This window comes from Chryseobacterium ginsenosidimutans (genome assembly GCF_024807225.1).
GTDB classification, from domain to species: Bacteria; Bacteroidota; Bacteroidia; order Flavobacteriales; family Weeksellaceae; genus Chryseobacterium; species Chryseobacterium ginsenosidimutans.
This window is the reverse complement of record NZ_JANUCO010000001.1, coordinates 4,475,849-4,493,992: the sequence shown is the minus strand read 5'-3', so window position 1 is coordinate 4,493,992 and position 18,144 is coordinate 4,475,849. Positions and strand designations below refer to the sequence as shown.

Annotated in this window: 14 protein-coding genes, 1 tRNA gene and 1 pseudogene; 14 read left to right on the top strand and 2 right to left on the bottom strand. The window is 36.9% G+C overall.

Annotation, left to right across the window (positions count from 1 at the left end):
• Positions 1 to 59: 59 nt before the first annotated feature.
• From J3D55_RS21135 to J3D55_RS21120, 4 genes and pseudogenes are all read left to right on the top strand, one after another.
• Complete coding sequence (locus tag J3D55_RS21135) at positions 60 to 422, top strand: TolC family protein (RefSeq protein ID WP_259134544.1); 363 nt, start codon at positions 60 to 62, stop codon at positions 420 to 422.
• Positions 367 to 1,302 (top strand): TolC family protein, encoded by a 936-nt coding sequence (locus tag J3D55_RS21130; RefSeq protein ID WP_259134541.1) that lies wholly within the window; start codon positions 367 to 369, stop codon positions 1,300 to 1,302. Before J3D55_RS21135 ends, J3D55_RS21130 begins: the two co-directional genes overlap by 56 nt.
• A gap of 2 nt (positions 1,303 to 1,304) precedes the next feature.
• On the top strand, positions 1,305 to 2,390 hold the full coding sequence (locus tag J3D55_RS21125; RefSeq protein ID WP_259134538.1) for an efflux RND transporter periplasmic adaptor subunit: 1,086 nt from the start codon (positions 1,305 to 1,307) through the stop codon (positions 2,388 to 2,390).
• A 246-nt stretch (positions 2,391 to 2,636) separates the two neighbouring features.
• Positions 2,637 to 5,736: pseudogene (locus J3D55_RS21120) on the top strand (efflux RND transporter permease subunit).
• An 83-nt stretch (positions 5,737 to 5,819) separates the two neighbouring features.
• On the opposite strand, the gene J3D55_RS21115 reads toward J3D55_RS21120, so the two are convergent.
• Positions 5,820 to 7,328 (bottom strand): DUF4394 domain-containing protein, encoded by a 1,509-nt coding sequence (locus J3D55_RS21115; RefSeq protein WP_259134536.1) that lies wholly within the window; start codon positions 7,326 to 7,328, stop codon positions 5,820 to 5,822.
• A gap of 339 nt (positions 7,329 to 7,667) precedes the next feature.
• On the opposite strand from J3D55_RS21115, the gene tuf reads away from it, so the two are divergent.
• The 9 genes from tuf (at position 7,668) to rplL (ending at position 13,223) form a co-directional block, all read left to right on the top strand.
• Positions 7,668 to 8,879 (top strand): elongation factor Tu, encoded by a 1,212-nt coding sequence (gene tuf / locus J3D55_RS21110; RefSeq protein WP_259134533.1) that lies wholly within the window; start codon positions 7,668 to 7,670, stop codon positions 8,877 to 8,879.
• Positions 8,880 to 8,932: 53 nt separating this feature from the next.
• Positions 8,933 to 9,003 (top strand) — tRNA-Trp (locus J3D55_RS21105).
• Positions 9,004 to 9,016: 13 nt separating this feature from the next.
• Positions 9,017 to 9,223, top strand: a complete 207-nt coding sequence (gene secE / locus J3D55_RS21100) for a preprotein translocase subunit SecE (protein WP_047399906.1) — start codon at positions 9,017 to 9,019, stop codon at positions 9,221 to 9,223.
• A gap of 21 nt (positions 9,224 to 9,244) precedes the next feature.
• The gene (nusG, locus tag J3D55_RS21095; RefSeq protein ID WP_259134529.1) at positions 9,245 to 9,787 is read left to right on the top strand and encodes a transcription termination/antitermination protein NusG; all 543 of its coding nucleotides are present in this window, start codon (positions 9,245 to 9,247) and stop codon (positions 9,785 to 9,787) included.
• Between the two features lie 134 nt (positions 9,788 to 9,921).
• Complete coding sequence (locus tag J3D55_RS21090) at positions 9,922 to 10,788, top strand: hypothetical protein (protein ID WP_259134515.1); 867 nt, start codon at positions 9,922 to 9,924, stop codon at positions 10,786 to 10,788.
• A 258-nt stretch (positions 10,789 to 11,046) separates the two neighbouring features.
• The gene (gene rplK / locus J3D55_RS21085) at positions 11,047 to 11,493 is read left to right on the top strand and encodes a 50S ribosomal protein L11 (RefSeq protein ID WP_034679146.1); all 447 of its coding nucleotides are present in this window, start codon (positions 11,047 to 11,049) and stop codon (positions 11,491 to 11,493) included.
• An 11-nt stretch (positions 11,494 to 11,504) separates the two neighbouring features.
• Complete coding sequence (gene rplA, locus J3D55_RS21080) at positions 11,505 to 12,197, top strand: 50S ribosomal protein L1 (RefSeq protein ID WP_259134507.1); 693 nt, start codon at positions 11,505 to 11,507, stop codon at positions 12,195 to 12,197.
• 17 nt (positions 12,198 to 12,214) lie between these two features.
• Entirely contained in the window at positions 12,215 to 12,811 is a 597-nt protein-coding gene (gene rplJ / locus J3D55_RS21075; protein WP_259134505.1) for a 50S ribosomal protein L10, read from the top strand.
• A 46-nt stretch (positions 12,812 to 12,857) separates the two neighbouring features.
• Positions 12,858 to 13,223, top strand: a complete 366-nt coding sequence (gene rplL / locus J3D55_RS21070; protein ID WP_259134503.1) for a 50S ribosomal protein L7/L12 — start codon at positions 12,858 to 12,860, stop codon at positions 13,221 to 13,223.
• Between the two features lie 230 nt (positions 13,224 to 13,453).
• Here rplL and J3D55_RS21065 read toward each other — a convergent pair whose 3' ends face one another.
• Positions 13,454 to 13,621 (bottom strand): hypothetical protein, encoded by a 168-nt coding sequence (locus J3D55_RS21065; RefSeq protein WP_259134501.1) that lies wholly within the window; start codon positions 13,619 to 13,621, stop codon positions 13,454 to 13,456.
• Between the two features lie 690 nt (positions 13,622 to 14,311).
• Between J3D55_RS21065 and rpoB the strand changes: the two genes are divergently transcribed.
• Positions 14,312 to 18,133, top strand: coding sequence for a DNA-directed RNA polymerase subunit beta (gene rpoB, locus J3D55_RS21060; RefSeq protein WP_259134499.1), 3,822 nt, complete (start codon positions 14,312 to 14,314; stop codon positions 18,131 to 18,133).
• The last annotated feature ends 11 nt before the right edge of the window (positions 18,134 to 18,144 follow it).

Here is an 18,144-nt window from a genome sequence, read left to right as displayed (position 1 = left end):
GATTCTTTAAGAGCATTTTAATAGCAGAAAGGCATTTTTGTATCATAAAAATCAATAAAATGAACAAATTTGCAGGGCTGCTCGTCGTCATTTCCTCATTCATGACGGCCCAACAGCAAATGTCGCTTTTGGATTGCGAAGAAGCTTTTCAGAAGAACAATTTACAACTGCTCGCCGAACAGTACAACATCAATATGGCTGATGCAGATATTTTGCAGGCTAAAATCTGGGAACTTCCGCAATTGAGCGGACAAATCAACGCGTACAATCCTGAAGATAAAAAAGCTTTCGATGTAGGACGCGCAAAAGGAGCACAGGTAACCCAATTAATTTACATGGGTGGCAAAAAGAAAAACGAGATTGCTTTTGCAAAATCGAATAAAGAAACTGGCTCAGCTTCAGTTTTCGCAACTTCTGATTGATCTGAAGGCACAGCTTCGTACAACGTATTTCAATCTTTATTACGAAAGATTAAAGCTCGATAACACCAATAAGCAATTGGGGTATATGAATGATCTTTTGGCGGCTTACCGAATACAGTCGGCAAAAGGAAATGTATCTCTGAAAGATGAAGTGAGATTGCAGAGCATCGTTATTCAATTGAATAATGACAAGCTCGGAATTAATAAAAGTATGCTGGAATTTGAACAGAACCTAAAAGTTTTAACAGGAATTACAGACGATATCAATCCACAACTTTCAGATGCTGAAGCAAAAGAAATTCTGGCTTCTCAGCCTTTCGGTGACGAAGCTGAGTTGAAGAAAAAAGCACTGGAAAATAATTCGGATTATCAATATAATTTAAAATTAATAGATAACAGCAAGTTGTATGCTCAATGGCAAAAATCTCTGAACGTTCCGGATGTAAACGTCGGTGTCGGATGGGATCAAAACGGAGGAACTTTTAAAAATGAAGCCAATCTGATGTTCGGAATTCCTCTGCCTTTGTGGAAATCAAATAAAGGAAATGTTGATAAGGCTCATTTTGCCATTCAGCAGAATCAGAAAAATGCAGAATTCCAGAAATTGAATCTTGAAACAAAAGTTCAGTCAGCTTACAGAACCTGGAAAACACAATACGATCAATTAATTGAAATAAAAGCGACAGACCTTAATAATATGGATCTGGTCTACAACGGAATGCTGAAAAATTTCAGAAACGGAAATGTAAGTCTTATCGAATTTACAGATTTCATGGAAAGTTACCGACAGACTGCGCTTCAGATTTATGATATGAAAAATGAGATCATCCAGTCGGCAGAACAATTGAATCAACTAATACAAACGAAAATCTTCTATTAAACATGAAAAATTATATCATCCCGATAATGGTGGCTTTGTCCGTTTTATCTTGTTCAAAAAAAGAACAGGAAGTAAAACCACAGGCAAAAAAAGGTTTTGAGCTGAGCAACACAATGCTGAATTCGATTTCTTTAGCAAAAGTTGAGAAAAAAAATATAAAAGACGATTATAATTTTTACGGAAAGATTTCGGCTGACAAAAACTCTTATATCGATGTTTATCCGCTGGTTGGAGGAAATGTTTTAAGTGTAAATGTAGAATTGGGAGATCATGTGACGAAAGGGCAGGTTTTGGCGACGATCAGAAGTACGGAGTTGGCGGAAGTTCAGAAAGAGGTGAGCGATGCGAAAACCGATATGGTGGTTGCCCAAAATAATCTTCGCGTTGCCAAGGAAATGTATGAAGGAAAACTGAATACGGAAAGAGATGTATTGGAAGCCAAAAGTCAGCTACAGAAAGCGCAGGATCAAATGCAGAGAGCGAGTGCGGTGAGTACGGTTTATAATGTACAGAAGGGAAATATCTATAGTGTGGTGGCTCCGATCAGTGGATATATCGTTCAGAAAAACATCAATAAAGATATGCAGCTGAGGAACGACAGAAGCGAAAATATCTTTGATGTTGCCAATACAACCAATGTTTGGGCAATCATGAACGTGAACGAATCTGATATTGATAAAATAAGTCTGGGAATGAAAGCACAGGTTTCCACATTGTCTTATCCAGATAAAGTTTTTGATGGAAAAATTGATAAGATCTTTAAGATCATCGATCCTCAAACCAATGCAATGCAGGCAAGAGTAGTGCTGGATAATAAAAACGGATTGTTGATCCCCGACAGTAAAGCAACCATAAAAGTCACAAGCTCAGAAAATAATATGGCGTTAACGATTCCTTCGAAAGCCGTTATTTTTGATGATAACAGAAGTTTTGTGGTGATCTACAAATCCAGAACCGACGTAAAGGTTAAAGAAATAAAAGTGTTGAAACAGGTCGGCGACATTACGTATGTTTCCGAAGGCTTGTCTGAAGGAGAAGAAGTAATTACCAATAATCAATTGTTGATTTATCGCTCTTTGAATAGCTAATTTTATTTTAAACCAATAAAATTTCATTAAGCTTTTAAAAAAGTAAAGACTATTTCTTTCAAATTAAATTGTTTTAAATGCTGTTGTCAGGCTGAAGTTCTCAAAGCCTTGTTGATGAAGATCCTTCGACTGCTGCGCGCTCAGGATGACAATCGAAAATTTAATTATTAGAAAAATCTTTGCTTTTAAAATAAGAAGAATTAAAAATTTCTTTCAACGACTTTTTTAGGTCACAAAAAATTCATCATGAATAAATTCATTAAAAATATAATTGCTTTTTCGTTAAAAAATAAAGCATTTACCTTTATTTGGGTGGCTATTTTGGCGGTCGCGGGATTTATAAGTTTCAAAAATATGCCTATTGAAGCCTTTCCCGACGTTACGAATACCCAGATTGTCATCATTACCCAATGGAATGGGCGAAGCGCAGAAGAAGTAGAACGTTTTGTAACGACTCCCATCGAATTGGCAATGAGTCCGGTTCAGAAGAAAACCAGTGTGAGAAGTACCACGATGTTTGGACTTTCCATTGTTAAAATTCTTTTTGATGATGGAGTCGACGATACTTTTGCCAGAAATCAGGTGAATAATCAATTACGGACAGTCAGTCTTCCCGATGAAGTCGATCCCGAAGTTCAGCCGCCTTACGGACCAACCGGAGAGATTTTCCGATATACTTTACAGAGTAAAAAGAAAGATTCCCGCGAATTATTAACCCTTCAGAATTGGGTGATCGATCGAGCGTTGAGAGGTGTTCCGGGAGTTGCAGACATCAATGTTTTCGGAGGTCAGGATAAAGTTTTTGAATTAAGTATCGATCCGAGAGCGTTGGATAAATATAATCTGACACCGCTTCAGGTTTATGATGCCGTTACAAAAAGCAACTTGAATGTTGGTGGTGATGTTATCGAAAAAAACGGACAGGCTTATGTCGTTCGAGGAATCGGTTTGGTAAAATCTGTCGCAGATATTGGCAATATTACCATCGAAAATGATAACGGAAATCCTGTTTTGGTTAAAAACGTTGCCGATGTTCACGAAAGTTCTATGCCGCGAGTGGGACAGGCAGGTTTGAATAATCAGGAAGATACGGTGGAAGGAATCGTGGTGATGAGAAAAGGCGAAAATCCGCGTGAAGTTTTGGTGGGTGTTAAAGCTAAAATTAAAGAACTCAACGAAAAAATACTTCCGAAAGATGTAAAAATGGTCACTTTCTACGACCGTGATAATCTGATGGATTTCACCACGGAAACGGTAATGCACAATTTGCTGGAAGGAATCGTTCTGGTAACCGTAATTGTTTTGATTTTCATGGCGGACTGGAGAACAACTTTAATTGTTTCCATCATCATTCCATTGTCCTTATTGTTTGCTTTTTTATGTTTAAAATTGGCAGGAATGAGTGCGAATTTACTCTCACTCGGAGCGGTCGATTTTGGGATTATCATCGATGGAGCCGTCGTCATGGTCGAAGGGATTTTTGTAATGCTCGACCACAAAGCGCATAAATACGGCGATGAAAAGTTCAATAAAATGGCAAAAGCAGGCTGGATCAAGCAAACCGGAACAGGTTTAGGAAAAGCTATTTTCTTTTCAAAATTAATTATCATTACTTCATTAATTCCGATTTTCTCATTCCAGAAAGTAGAAGGTAAAATGTTCTCGCCATTGGCATTTACATTAGGTTTTGCATTGATGGGAGCTTTGATTTTCACCTTGACTTTGGTTCCTGTTCTTTCACATATCCTTTTAAATAAAAACGTAAAAGAAAAGAACAATCCGTTTGTAAACTTTTGGGACAGAATTGTGTTAAAAGGTTTCAACTATACTTTTAGACATAAAAAAATGAGTTTAATTGTTGCCATTTCGTTCTTGACAATCACATTATTCTCAGGAAAATTTTTAGGAACAGAATTTTTACCGCAATTAAATGAAGGTTCACTTTGGATCACTGCAGAAATGCCGATGAGTTCATCATTAAAGGAATCATTAAAAACCGCCGATCTTTTGAAGAAAGATATTATGAGCTTCTCGGAAGTAACAGATGTTCTGGCTCAAACAGGGCGAAGTAACGACGGAAACCGACCCGAACGGATTTGGATTTGTGCAGTTTGCCGTCAATCTTAAACCTAAAAATGAATGGAAACGAAAGATCACCTACGAAGAATTAATTGAAGAAATAGACAAAAAACTGAGAACGTATCAAGGAATTACATTTAATTATTCTCAACCGATTTCCGATAATGTGGCGGAAGCGGTGGCTGGTTTTAAAGCCGAAAATGGGATTAAAATCTATGGGGACAATCTCGAAACGCTGGATAAATTAGCCGAAAAAGTTTTAAAGCAGATTAAAAATGTAGATGGCGTAAAAGATCCAGGAATCATTAAAAATATAGGTCAGCCGGAAGTAAGTGTCGTGTTGGATAGAGATAAAATGGCAGCTTACGGAGTAATGCCTGCAGACGCACAAGCGGTTTTGGAAATGGCTTTTGGTGGAAAAACGGCTTCAGAAATGTTCGATGGAGAAAGGAAATTCCCGATTCGTCTGCGTTATTCTCAGGAGTATAGAAAAGACGAAAACGATATTGCCGCATTGATGGTTCCTACGCAGGACGGAGCGAAAATTCCGTTAAAAGAAATCAGTACGATCGAAAAAGATAATGGAGCGGCGTTTATTTATCGCGATGATATTAAAAGATATATCGGAGTTAAATTCTCGATTCGTGATCGTGATTTGGGAGGTACGATTGCAGATGCGCAAAAAGAGGTGGCTAAAATTGATCTTCCGGATGGTTATTCTGTAGGTTGGACTGGTCAGTTTGAAAATCAGCAGAGAGCTTCAAAAAGATTGACGCAGGTTGTTCCGATCAGTATTTTAGGGATTTTCTTCCTTTTATTTATCCTTTTCGGAAACATGAAAGATTCTCTTTTGGTCTTGGCGAATGTACCTTTTGCGTTAATTGGCGGAATTATCGCTTTACACGTAACGGGAATCAATTTCGGGATTTCTGCCGGAGTCGGAATGATTGCCCTTCTCGGAATCTGTATTCAGAATGGAGTCATCCTGATAACGGAATTTCATCAAAATGTCAAGGACGGATTAGGTTTAGATGAAGCTATTTTTAATGGAGTAAAATCGAGAACACGCCCTGTAATTATGACAGCGTTAATGGCTTCCATCGGATTAATGCCTGCTGCGTTATCAACAGGGATCGGTTCAGAGTCTCAGAAACCATTGGCAATTGTGATTATCGGAGGATTAATTACGGCAACTGTTTTAACGTTATTAATTTTCCCAATCATCTTCTGGATCTTCAACAGAACCAAAAAATCGCAACAGATTTAATCATTCTTTATCTTATATTAAATTGAAGCACGGAAAACAAAGTTTTCCGCGCTTCTCCATTATTGAAATAAAATATTATGAGTTTAAAATCCTAGTCCCACTGCGAAAGCTTTTACAGTATTGGGATAATCAGCAAGTGAAGTTGCCGCTCCTGTTGTGGTATTCACCGTATAAATTTTTGTAGCTGAACCTACAGAAGCCATTAAATAAGCTTTTTGACTCATGCTTCCGATATCAAAACCATTGGCATTGGTAAGATTGATTCCTAAAGAACCTGTTTCTACCAACGTTCCGTTATTGGGAGGGTTTTGCTGATATAATTTATCCGTATTATGATCGATCACAAATAGAGTAGTAGCGGTTGTTCCTGCAAAGTTATTGGTATAAGCTGCAGCGCTTATCATGGCACCGGCAGGATTAATTGTAGTATCTACAGCTGTAATTCCTCCGGTAACAGGATCTAAACGAAGATTTTGCCCTGTGTTGCTCACCACTCTTATTTTGTCGACACTTGGATTAAAATCAAATCCGAAATCTGTTCCTGATAATAATGTTGTGAAAGGAGTAGTTCCAACAGCGGTTGCTGCGCCTGTTCCTAAATTAATTGTATAAATTCTGCTTGAGCTTCCTAAAGCGTATAATTGTCCGTTTAAAGGACGAAAATCAATTCCTAAAATATTTTCACCGCTCTGTAATCCTGCAATTGTTTTTGAAACCGGCATCGGACTGTTAGGATTGAATATTTGAAGGTTATTTGAATTATCCACAGCATAAGCAACAGCTTCCGTCGGAATGGCGAGATCTATGACAGGATGTTGAAGAGAACCGATCACACTTGTTTTTCCGTTGCTGATGTCTAATAAATGAAGTTTATCATTTAGAGCCAATAATGCCACACTGTTATCAGGATGAATATCAAAAGCAGCCTGTCCTGTAAAAGTTGTTCCCAAACTTCCCACTTCTACCAATGTTCCGTTGTTGGGAGGATCTTGTTTAAATAATTTCCCTGAAGACATATCAATATCATATAGAACAGTAGAAGCAGCTCCGGCTTTGCTGTTGGTGTAGGCAATTCCTGAAATCATAGGAGTTCCAGAACCTGAAATATTGGTATCCATTGCGGCAGTTGCTCCTGTTTCCGGATGCAAACGAAGGTTTTGCCCTGTATTGCTTACCAAACGGATGCGGTCAACTGTCGGATTAAAATCGATAGATGCAATAGTTCCGGATATCGCAGGACTGAACGCCGTAGAATTTACAATTCTTGCAGATGCACTCGCTGTATTAATGATATACAATTTACTTGCATTAGATAAAGCATACAATTCGCCTGTAGAAGGTCTGAAATCAATGCTCATCAGTTTTTCACCTGAAGCAACTCCTGTTACAGCGGTTTTAGAAATCGACATGGTTGGGTTTTTAGCATTGAATGCAACCAGTTCATTGGCATTGGTAATTCCGTAAACCAGAAGATCAGGTCCTTGTACGGTATTATTATTGTTTTCTGCCATATTCATATCATCAGAATCATCACAGGAGAATAAAATAACTGATGCGAATAATGCCAGAGATAGGTGTAATAGTTTTTTCATAATATTTATTTAGGTTGTGTTTTTTATATACGAGAGCGGATGAGATTTAGATTTATTGTTTTAATTTTTAACACTTTTCGATTACGAGTAATATTTATTTTTCCCTTATGTACTGATTATTAAGAGGATTCGATTTTATTTTCAGAAAACATAGAACAAGGATTTTTTCAATTAAGAAAAATGTGTAAATTTGCAGTCTCAATACGTTGAAGTATAATGTTTGCACATCATTGAATATGAATATTGAAACTTTTTTTAAGAAAAAGTTTTTGGTATTTAAAAATTCATTATATTTGCACACCGAAAATTTGAAAAACAATAAATAAAATAATTTAAATCATGGCAAAGGAAACGTTTAATCGTAACAAACCACACTTGAACATTGGTACTATTGGTCACGTTGACCATGGTAAAACAACACTTACAGCTGCAATTTCTGCTGTATTAGCTAGCAAAGGTCTTGCTGAGAAAAAAGATTTCTCTGCTATTGACTCTGCTCCAGAAGAAAAAGAAAGAGGAATCACTATCAATACTGCTCACATCGAGTATGAAACTGTAAACAGACATTACGCTCACGTTGACTGTCCAGGTCACGCGGATTACGTAAAAAACATGGTAACTGGTGCTGCTCAAATGGATGGAGCAATCGTAGTATGTGCTGCAACTGACGGACCAATGCCTCAAACTAGAGAACACATCTTGCTTTGCCGTCAGGTAAACGTACCTAGAATTGTTGTTTTCATGAACAAAGTTGACATGGTAGACGATGCTGAATTATTAGAGCTTGTTGAAATGGAACTTAGAGACTTATTGTCTACTTATGACTTTGACGGAGATAACTCTCCAGTTATTCAAGGTTCTGCATTAGGTGCACTTACTGCTGCTACTGCAACTCCTGTTAACACAGAAGATAAGTGGTTCAAATCTGTTGAAGAATTAATGGATGCTGTTGATACTTGGATCGAGCAACCACCAAGAGATACTGATAAGCCATTCTTGATGCCAATCGAAGACGTATTCTCTATTACAGGTAGAGGTACTGTTGCAACTGGTAGAATCGAAGCTGGTATTATCAATACAGGTGATCCTGTTGATATCATCGGTATGGGTGAAGAAAAATTAACTTCTACTATTACAGGAGTTGAGATGTTCAGAAAAATCCTTGATAGAGGTGAAGCTGGAGATAACGTAGGTCTATTGTTGAGAGGTATTGAAAAAACTGACATCAAGAGAGGTATGGTAATCGCTAAGAAAGATTCTGTGAAGCCTCACAAGAAATTCAAAGCTTCAGTTTATATCCTTTCTAAAGAAGAAGGTGGACGTCACACTCCATTCCACAACAAATACCGTCCTCAGTTCTACGTAAGAACTACAGACGTTACAGGTGAGATCTTCTTACCAGAAGGTGTAGAAATGGTAATGCCTGGTGATAACTTAGAGATCACTGTAGAATTGTTACAACCAATCGCTCTTAACGTAGGTCTTAGATTTGCGATCAGAGAAGGAGGTAGAACAGTTGGTTCAGGTCAGGTTACTGAAATCTTAGACTAATCATCTTAAAATAAATTAAAGTTCCGTAAGGAAACTTACGGAACTTTTAATCTACGGGCATCGTCCAATGGTAGGATACCGGTCTCCAACACCGTTGATCAGGGTTCGAATCCTTGTGCCCGTGCAAAAAGAAAATAATGAGTTCATTAATCAATTTTTTAAAAGGTTCTTATAACGAATTCAGACATAAAGTTGAATGGCCAAAATGGTCTGATTTGCAGTCTTCTACAATTGTAGTTACTATTGCAACAGTAATTCTGGCATTATTTACGTTTGGTGTTGACGAGTTGTTTTCTAAAGCAGTCAGCAACATAATAGGAATGCTAATCAACTTGTTCAATTAATAATAAAAGTATTTTCCCATAATGAGCGAATTGAAATGGTATGTGCTGAAAGCAATCAGCGGACAGGAAAATAAAGTGAAAAACTATATTGAGACAGAAATCAAACGTTTAGGGTTTGAGCAGTACGTTACTCAGGTGGTTATTCCTATGGAAAAGGTTATTCAGATCAGAAACGGTAAAAAAGTTCCTAAAGAAAGACCTTACTATCCTGGATACTTAATGATTGAAGCTGAACTGATGGGGGAAATTCCTCACGCTATTAAGAATATTCCCGGAGTTATTTCTTTTTTAAGTTTAACAAAAGGAGGAGATCCTGTTCCGATGAGAAAATCAGAAGTGAACAGAATGCTTGGTAGAATGGATGAGTTATCAGAATTCGCAAGTGACGTTGAAATTCCTTACATTGTAGGTGAAAACGTTAAAGTAATTGACGGACCATTCAACGGATTCAACGGTACAGTTGAAAAAATTCTTGAAGATAAAAAGAAAATTGAAGTTTCTGTTCTTATCTTCGGTAGAAAAACTCCAATGGAGCTTAGCTATATGCAGGTAGAAAAAGTGTAACAACTTTTCAAAATAAAATTATAAAGACCAGTCAGAAATGATTGGTCTTTTTGCTTTATGTAGTTTTTAATTGCAGGGTAAATATATTTGAAGCATCTGTAAGCTTTTTCTTATTTTTATATAAACTAAAAACTATGAAAAAGCTCTTGATATTATCTTTTTTATTACTTCTTCAATGGTGTTTTTCACAAAATCTTATTCACCATACTTCCAATTATTTTGGTCCCAATGCCAATCCCGTTCCTGAATTTACCGAAGCCACGATTCCTGAATTTACACAAGTTAGCATTACAGGAGATTATTATTTTGGATATGGTGATGAAACTATTTCAAACCTTACCAAAATCGAAGTTCCTCTTATTAAAGAAAGAATTTCTGTAAAAGTATGGAAAACGCTTATAGAACATTATTCTGTATCAGATGAGATTCTTTTAAGGAGACGAATGAGTAAGAATAAAGGGACTGCAACGGGTGATTTCTATATACAGACAAGAATTAAATTACTGTCTGAAGGAAAGTCTAAACCTGCAATAATTTTAAATGCAACACTAAAAACAGCTTCCGGAAGTGATTATAAGAACCGACGTTTTTTTAATACTGCAGGATATTATTTTGATGTTGAAATCGGCAAATCATTTACAATCAACAATTTTTTTATTGATGAAATGCGGCTTGTTTCAGATCTTGGTTTTTTCTCATGGGATGTACAAACTCCGAATAAGAATGTGCAGGATGATACCGTAATGTATGGAGTAAAATTAATTTTAAAACATAAAAATATAAGCTGGGAAAATACATTTTCAGGGTATAATGGCTGGATTAAAAGAGTGGAAGATTATGGAGACCGACCGATGATTTTTGCGTCAAAACTAAACTTTAGCACTAAGAATCAAACAATTTGGTTTCTCCAGTTTCAACACGGAATACAATATTTCCCTTACGACCAACTAAGAATAGGAGTGGTGTTCCCTTTAAGAAAACTGACTCCCAAGTTCTTTTGATTTTTATAAAGTGTAAGAAAGATCAAGACCTTGAATTTTTAAGGTCTCAAAGATTTTTCTTTAATTATTCATTTATTCAATCAGATTTAAAAATATTTCATATTATTTCTGAATTTTAATGAGTTAACTATTTGTCAATTAAAAATAATTTCATAATTTTGCAGTCCGAAAAGTAGGCTTACTTTATGTGAGTGCGGTAACCTACTGAATAATAAATGCTTCCAAACTCATTAATTATTCAAATTTAAAAAACAAACAATGGCTAAAAAAGTCTTTAAAATGGTAAAACTTCAGGTGAAAGGTGGCGCAGCTAACCCTTCTCCACCAGTAGGTCCAGCATTGGGTTCTGCAGGTGTGAACATCATGGAGTTTTGTAAGCAATTTAACGGAAGAACCCAAGATAAGCCAGGACAAGTTTTACCTGTAGTAATTACAGTATACGAAGACAAATCTTTTGAATTCGTAATTAAAACTCCTCCTGCAGCAATCCAGTTAATGGATGCAGCTAAAATCAAAGGTGGCTCTGGAGAACCAAACAGAAACAAAGTAGGTGCTGTATCTTGGGCTCAGGTTCAGAAGATCGCTGAAGACAAGATGACTGACCTTAACTGCTTTACAATGGATTCTGCAGTTTCTATGGTTGCAGGTACTGCTAGATCTATGGGATTAAGAGTAACAGGAACTAAACCAACTTTTAACGCTTAATACTTAAAGAAATGGCAAAATTGACTAAAAAGCAAAAGGAAGCTTTAAGCAAAGTAGAAAAAGGAAGAATTTATAACCTTGAAGAAGGTTCAGCTCTTGTAAAAGAAGTGAACACTGCAAAGTTTGATGCTTCTGTTGATATCGCTGTAAGATTGGGTGTAGATCCAAGAAAAGCAAACCAAATGGTAAGAGGTGTTGTATCTCTTCCTCACGGAACTGGTAAAGATGTTAAAGTATTAGCGCTTGTAACTCCGGATAAAGAAGCTGAAGCTAAAGCAGCGGGTGCTGATTATGTGGGTCTAGACGAGTACTTACAAAAAATAAAAGACGGTTGGACAGATGTTGACGTTATCGTTACTATGCCGGCTGTTATGGGTAAATTAGGACCTTTGGGTAGAGTATTAGGACCAAGAGGTTTGATGCCTAACCCTAAATCGGGTACTGTAACTATGGAAATTGGTAAAGCAGTAACTGAAGTGAAAGCGGGTAAAATTGATTTCAAAGTAGATAAGTATGGTATCATCCATGCCGGTATCGGTAAAGTATCTTTCGATGCTGATAAAATCAGAGAAAATGCTCAGGAATTAATTTCTACATTGATCAAAATGAAACCAACTGCTGCAAAAGGAACTTATGTGAAGAGTATTTATTTATCTTCTACAATGAGTCCTGGTATTGCAATTGATAGTAAATCTGTTAACTAATAATAATCCTTAAGACAATGACAAAAGACCAAAAAGTTGTAGCAATACAAGAGATCAAAGATTTGCTTCAGGATGCGAAAGTAGTTTACGTAGCAGATCTAGACGGTTTGAACGCTGCTAAATCTTCTGACTTCAGAAGACAGGCTTTCAAGCAGAATATCAAAGTGAAAGTGGTGAAAAATACACTTTTACAAAAAGCAATGGAGCAGATTGATGGAGTTGATTTCTCTGAAATGTTCGAAACATTCAAAGGAAACTCTGCATTAATGATTGCTGAAACAGCAAACGCTCCTGCAAAATTAATCAAAGACTTTAGAAAAAAAGAAGAGAAGCCGGCTTTGAAGTCTGCTTTTGTACAAGAAACATTCTATGTTGGTGACAACAATCTAGATGCTTTAGTAAGCATTAAGTCTAGAGAAGAAATGATCGGTGAAATCATCGGATTACTTCAGTCTCCAATCCAAAGAGTTGTTTCTGCTCTTCAAAACAAATCTGAAGCAGTAGAAGCTACAACTGAAGAAGTTGCTGCACCTGCTGTAGAAGAAACTCCTGCTGAGGCGGCTCCTGAAGCTCCTGCTGCAGAAAGCACGGAAGAAACTCCAAGTGCTGAATAATTACACTCAAGAAATTAAATAAATAATCAACAAAAACATTACAACAATGTCAGATTTAAAAAATTTAGCTGAAACGCTAGTAAACTTAACAGTAAAAGACGTAAACGAATTAGCAACTATCCTTAAGGATGAGTACGGAATTGAGCCTGCTGCTGCTGCAGTAGTAATGGCTGGTCCTGGTGCTGAAGCTGTAGAAGAAAAGACTGAATTCGACGTAATTCTTAAGTCTGCAGGTGCTTCTAAATTAGCTATCGTTAAATTAGTAAAAGATTTAACTGGTGCTGGTCTTAAAGAAGCTAAAGATATCGTAGACGGAGCTCCTGCTGCTATCAAGTCAGGAATCTCTAAAGACGAAGCTGAAGCTCTTAAGAAGCAATTAGAAGAAGCTGGTGCTGAAGTAGAATTGAAATAATTCTAGGTTTACCCTAAAAATATGAAGCCTGAGCAATTTGCTCAGGCTTTTTTTTGTGCGTCTCATCCTTAAATATATCGTTAGTACTTTCGGCTCTGTAATAATTGATTTTGGTGTAATTAGGCATAAATTTTTTATTTGGAGCTATTTCCCGCTTTCCGCACTCGCTATTTTTTTTGTTTATCGGCGCGGCGGCTTAGCCGCCGCGCCGATAAACAAAAAAAATGAGCTCAAACAAATGCTCCAATCGCGGCTAGGAATTTGCGACTGTTACAAAAAAACAAACCTTCAAGGTTTTTAAAACCTTGAAGGTTTAAATTCACAATATCTGTGATCCAGAAAGAATCCAGACGAATTTCTCCAAGCAATTTTCTAATACGCTGCTTAGATCCTTCCATGATGACAAAATTTTCAGAAAATTATCAGGTAAAATATTATTTTATCTACCTTTTCAGATGACTTTTGAAATAAGTTTGGGGAATTCGAGACCAAGAGATAAGAAAAAAGTAAAGACCAACTAAAATGAAGCTTAAACAATTAAAGAATCTGTATAAACTCTGCTGAATAAAACGCCTTTATGAATCTTAAGAACATTCAGTAGTCTAAAAACCTTTGTAAATTTTGCAAAAAAATAATATTGAAAATAGATGTTCAAAATAACGAGAATTATTCAGTAGTGGAGCGCGTCTTCATACTTTAGAGTATTTAAACTACTCAAAATGAAGCAATTTTACTTTGTAATGTGAGAGAATTTTTGTATCTTTGCTCCTCTTTTGGCGCGAATAATTGTTTGTAAATCTATAAAATATTGAATATCACCTCTTTCATGAAGATGAAGAGGATTTCGTGTGTATAGATCTTGCGGCGACTCTGCCTCAAAAGTAATAAAAATATTTTGCATTACACTGTGAAAAGATATACCAGCGTTGCAGTTAGGAATAAGATTCTGAGAATCAATAGAAAAAAATAAAGACTATTTCTAATAGCGCCAAACATTATAATGTCTTTTGGCTTTTTCTGCTCTCTTTTTCTTCTTTCTGATATTTTTTAATAAATCAAAATATTTTTTAACCTTTCTTAAAAGTTTTATGAGTAAAACAACACCTACAATTAGGGGAAATCAGAGAGTTAACTTCTCTTCAGCGAAAGGGAAAATCATCACTCCAGACTTCTTGGATATCCAAATCGAGTCTTTCAGTGAGTTTTTCCAGCTTGATACGCTTCCTGAAGACAGAACTGACGAAGGTTTGTACAGAACCTTCCAGGAAAATTTCCCGATTACCGATTCTAGAAACCAATTCGTTTTGGAATTCTTAGATTATCTGGTAGATTCTCCACGTTATTCAATCGATGAGTGTGTGGAAAGAGGATTGACGTATTCAGTACCTCTTAAAGCAAGACTTAAATTGTATTGTACAGACCCTGAACACGAGGATTTCCAGACGGTAGTTCAGGATGTATATTTAGGGCCGGTTCCTTATATGACGCCTAGTGGATCTTTCATCATCAATGGTGCTGAGAGAGTTATTGTTACGCAGCTTCACCGTTCACCTGGTGTATTCTTCGGACAGACTTACCACGCAAACGGAACAAAATTGTACTATTCAAGAATTATCCCTTTCAAAGGATCTTGGATGGAATTTACTACGGATATCAACAGCGTAATGTATGCGTATATTGACCGTAAGAAAAAATTACCATTAACTACTTTATTAAGAGCTATCGGATTCGAATCTGATAAAGACATTCTTCAGATCTTCGACCTTGCGGAAGAAGTGAAGGTTTCTAAAGCTGCCCTTAAAAAAGTGGAAGGAAGAACATTGGCTGCGAGAGTATTGAACACTTGGTTCGAAGATTTCGTAGACGAAGATACAGGAGAAGTTGTTTCTATCGAAAGAAACGAAATTATCCTAGACAGAGAAACTATTCTTGAAAAAGAACATTTAGATCTTATCATAGATGCAGGTGTGAAATCTATCTTGATTCACAAAGAAAATGCTAACGAATTCTCTATCATTCAGAATACATTACAAAAAGACCCTACTAACTCTGAAAAAGAAGCAGTAGAGTATATTTACCGTCAGTTAAGAAATGCAGATCCACCAGATGAGGAAACTGCAAGAGGAATTATCGAAAAATTATTCTTCTCTGAGCAAAGATATTCTCTTGGTGAAGTTGGACGTTACAGACTAAACAAAAAGTTAGGTCTTAATATCCCGACTACAACTGAGGTTCTTACAAAAGAAGATATCATTGCGATTGTAAGACACTTAATCGAGCTTGTAAACTCTAAAGCTGAGGTTGATGATATCGACCACTTATCAAACAGAAGAATTAAAACTGTAGGTGAGCAATTAGCAGGACAGTTCGGTGTAGGTCTTTCTAGAATTGCAAGAACAATCAAGGAAAGAATGAACGTTAGAGATAACGAGATATTTACTCCGCTTGACCTTGTTAATGCTAAAACTTTAACGTCTGTTATTAACTCATTCTTTGGTACCAACCAGCTTTCTCAGTTTATGGATCAGACCAATCCATTGTCAGAAATCACGCACAAGCGTAGACTTTCTGCACTAGGACCTGGAGGTTTATCAAGAGAAAGAGCAGGTTTCGAGGTTCGTGACGTTCACCATACTCACTACGGAAGAATTTGCCCGATTGAAACTCCGGAAGGACCAAACATCGGTTTGATTTCATCTTTAGGTATTTATGCTAAAATCAACAGACTTGGTTTCATCGAAACTCCATATAGAAAAGTAGCTGATGGTAAGATTGATCTTAACGCAGACCCTATTTATCTTAATGCAGAAGACGAAGAAGATAAAGTAATTGCTCAGGCAAACGTAGAATTGAGTGATAACGGTGATTTCTTAACAGACAGAATTATCGCAAGATTGGATGGTGACTACCCGGTAGTTGAGCCATCTCAGGTTAATCTTATCGACGTTGCACCAAACCAGATTTCTGGTATTTCAGCTTCATTGATTCCTTTCTTGGAACATGATGATGCGAACCGTGCATTGATGGGATCAAACATGATGCGTCAGGCAGTTCCTCTATTGAAGCCACAAGCTCCAATCGTAGGTACAGGTCTGGAACAACAAGTTGCGAAAGATTCTAGAATTTTGATCAATGCTGAAGGTACAGGTACTGTAGAATATGTAGATGCTGATAAGATCACTATTAAATATGAAAGAAGTGATGACGAGAATTTAGTACAATTCGAGTCTGCTACTAAAACATATAACCTTACTAAGTTTAGAAAAACCAACCAGAGTACTACAATTACCCTAAGACCAAACGTAAGAGTAGGTGATGTGGTACAAAAAGGACAAGTGCTTTGCGACGGTTATGCTACTGAAAAAGGAGAATTGGCTCTTGGTAGAAACTTAGTGGTTGCCTTCATGCCTTGGAAAGGATACAACTTTGAGGATGCAATTGTAATCAACGAAAAAGTTGTACGTGAAGACTGGTTTACTTCAATCCACGTGGATGAGTATTCTCTTGAAGTTCGTGATACCAAATTAGGTATGGAAGAGCTTACAGCAGATATTCCGAACGTTTCTGAAGAAGCTACGAAAGATCTTGACGAAAACGGTATGATCAGAATTGGTGCTGAAGTGAAGCCTGGAGATATTATGATCGGTAAGATCACTCCAAAAGGTGAATCTGACCCGACTCCTGAAGAAAAATTACTAAGAGCAATCTTCGGTGACAAAGCTGGTGATGTAAAGGATGCTTCATTGAAGGCAGACTCTTCATTAAGAGGTGTTGTTATCAACAAAAAATTGTTCTCTAGAAATATTAAAGACAAAAAGAAAAGAACTGAAGAAAAACTTAAGCTTGAAGAGATTGAAAACACTTACAAGGCTAAGTTTGATGAGTTGAGAAATACTTTAATCGAAAAATTAAACACCTTAGTTAGCGGTAAAACTTCTCAGGGAGTTACTAATGACTTAGATGAAGAAATCATCGGTAAAGGGGTAAAATTCACTCACAAATTATTGACTTCAGTTGAAGATTATGTAAACGTTAGCGGTTCAGATTGGACGGTTGATAATGATAAGAATGAATTAATCAAACAATTAATTCACAATTATAAAATCAAATTCAACGATATTCAAGGAGTTAAAAACCGTGAGAAATTCGCAATTTCTATCGGTGATGAGCTTCCTGCAGGGATCATGAAGTTGGCTAAAGTGTATATCGCTAAAAAACGTAAGCTGAATGTAGGGGATAAAATGGCAGGACGTCACGGTAACAAAGGTATCGTTTCAAGAATCGTTCGTGAAGAAGATATGCCATTCCTAGAAGACGGAACACCGGTAGATATCGTATTGAATCCACTTGGGGTACCTTCTCGTATGAACATCGGTCAGATCTATGAAACAGTTCTTGGATGGGCTGGTCAGAGATTAGGATTGACGTTCGCTACACCAATCTTTGATGGGGCAACTCTTGATCAGATCACTGAATATACTGAGAAAGCAGGCGTTCCTAAATTCGGTCACACTCACCTTTATGATGGAGGTACCGGAGAAAGATTTACACAGGCTGCGACAGTAGGTATCATCTATATGTTGAAATTAGGACACATGGTTGATGACAAAATGCACGCACGTTCTATCGGACCTTACTCATTGATTACTCAACAGCCGTTAGGAGGTAAAGCTCAGTTCGGAGGTCAGAGATTTGGAGAGATGGAGGTTTGGGCTCTTGAAGCATTTGGAGCATCAAATATCTTGAGAGAGATCCTTACTGTGAAGTCGGATGACGTGATTGGTAGAGCAAAAACTTATGAAGCAATTGCAAAAGGTGAATCTATGCCTGAACCAGGTATTCCGGAATCATTCAATGTATTACTTCACGAGTTACAAGGACTTGGACTTGATGTAAGACTTGAGGAATAATTTTAAATTTT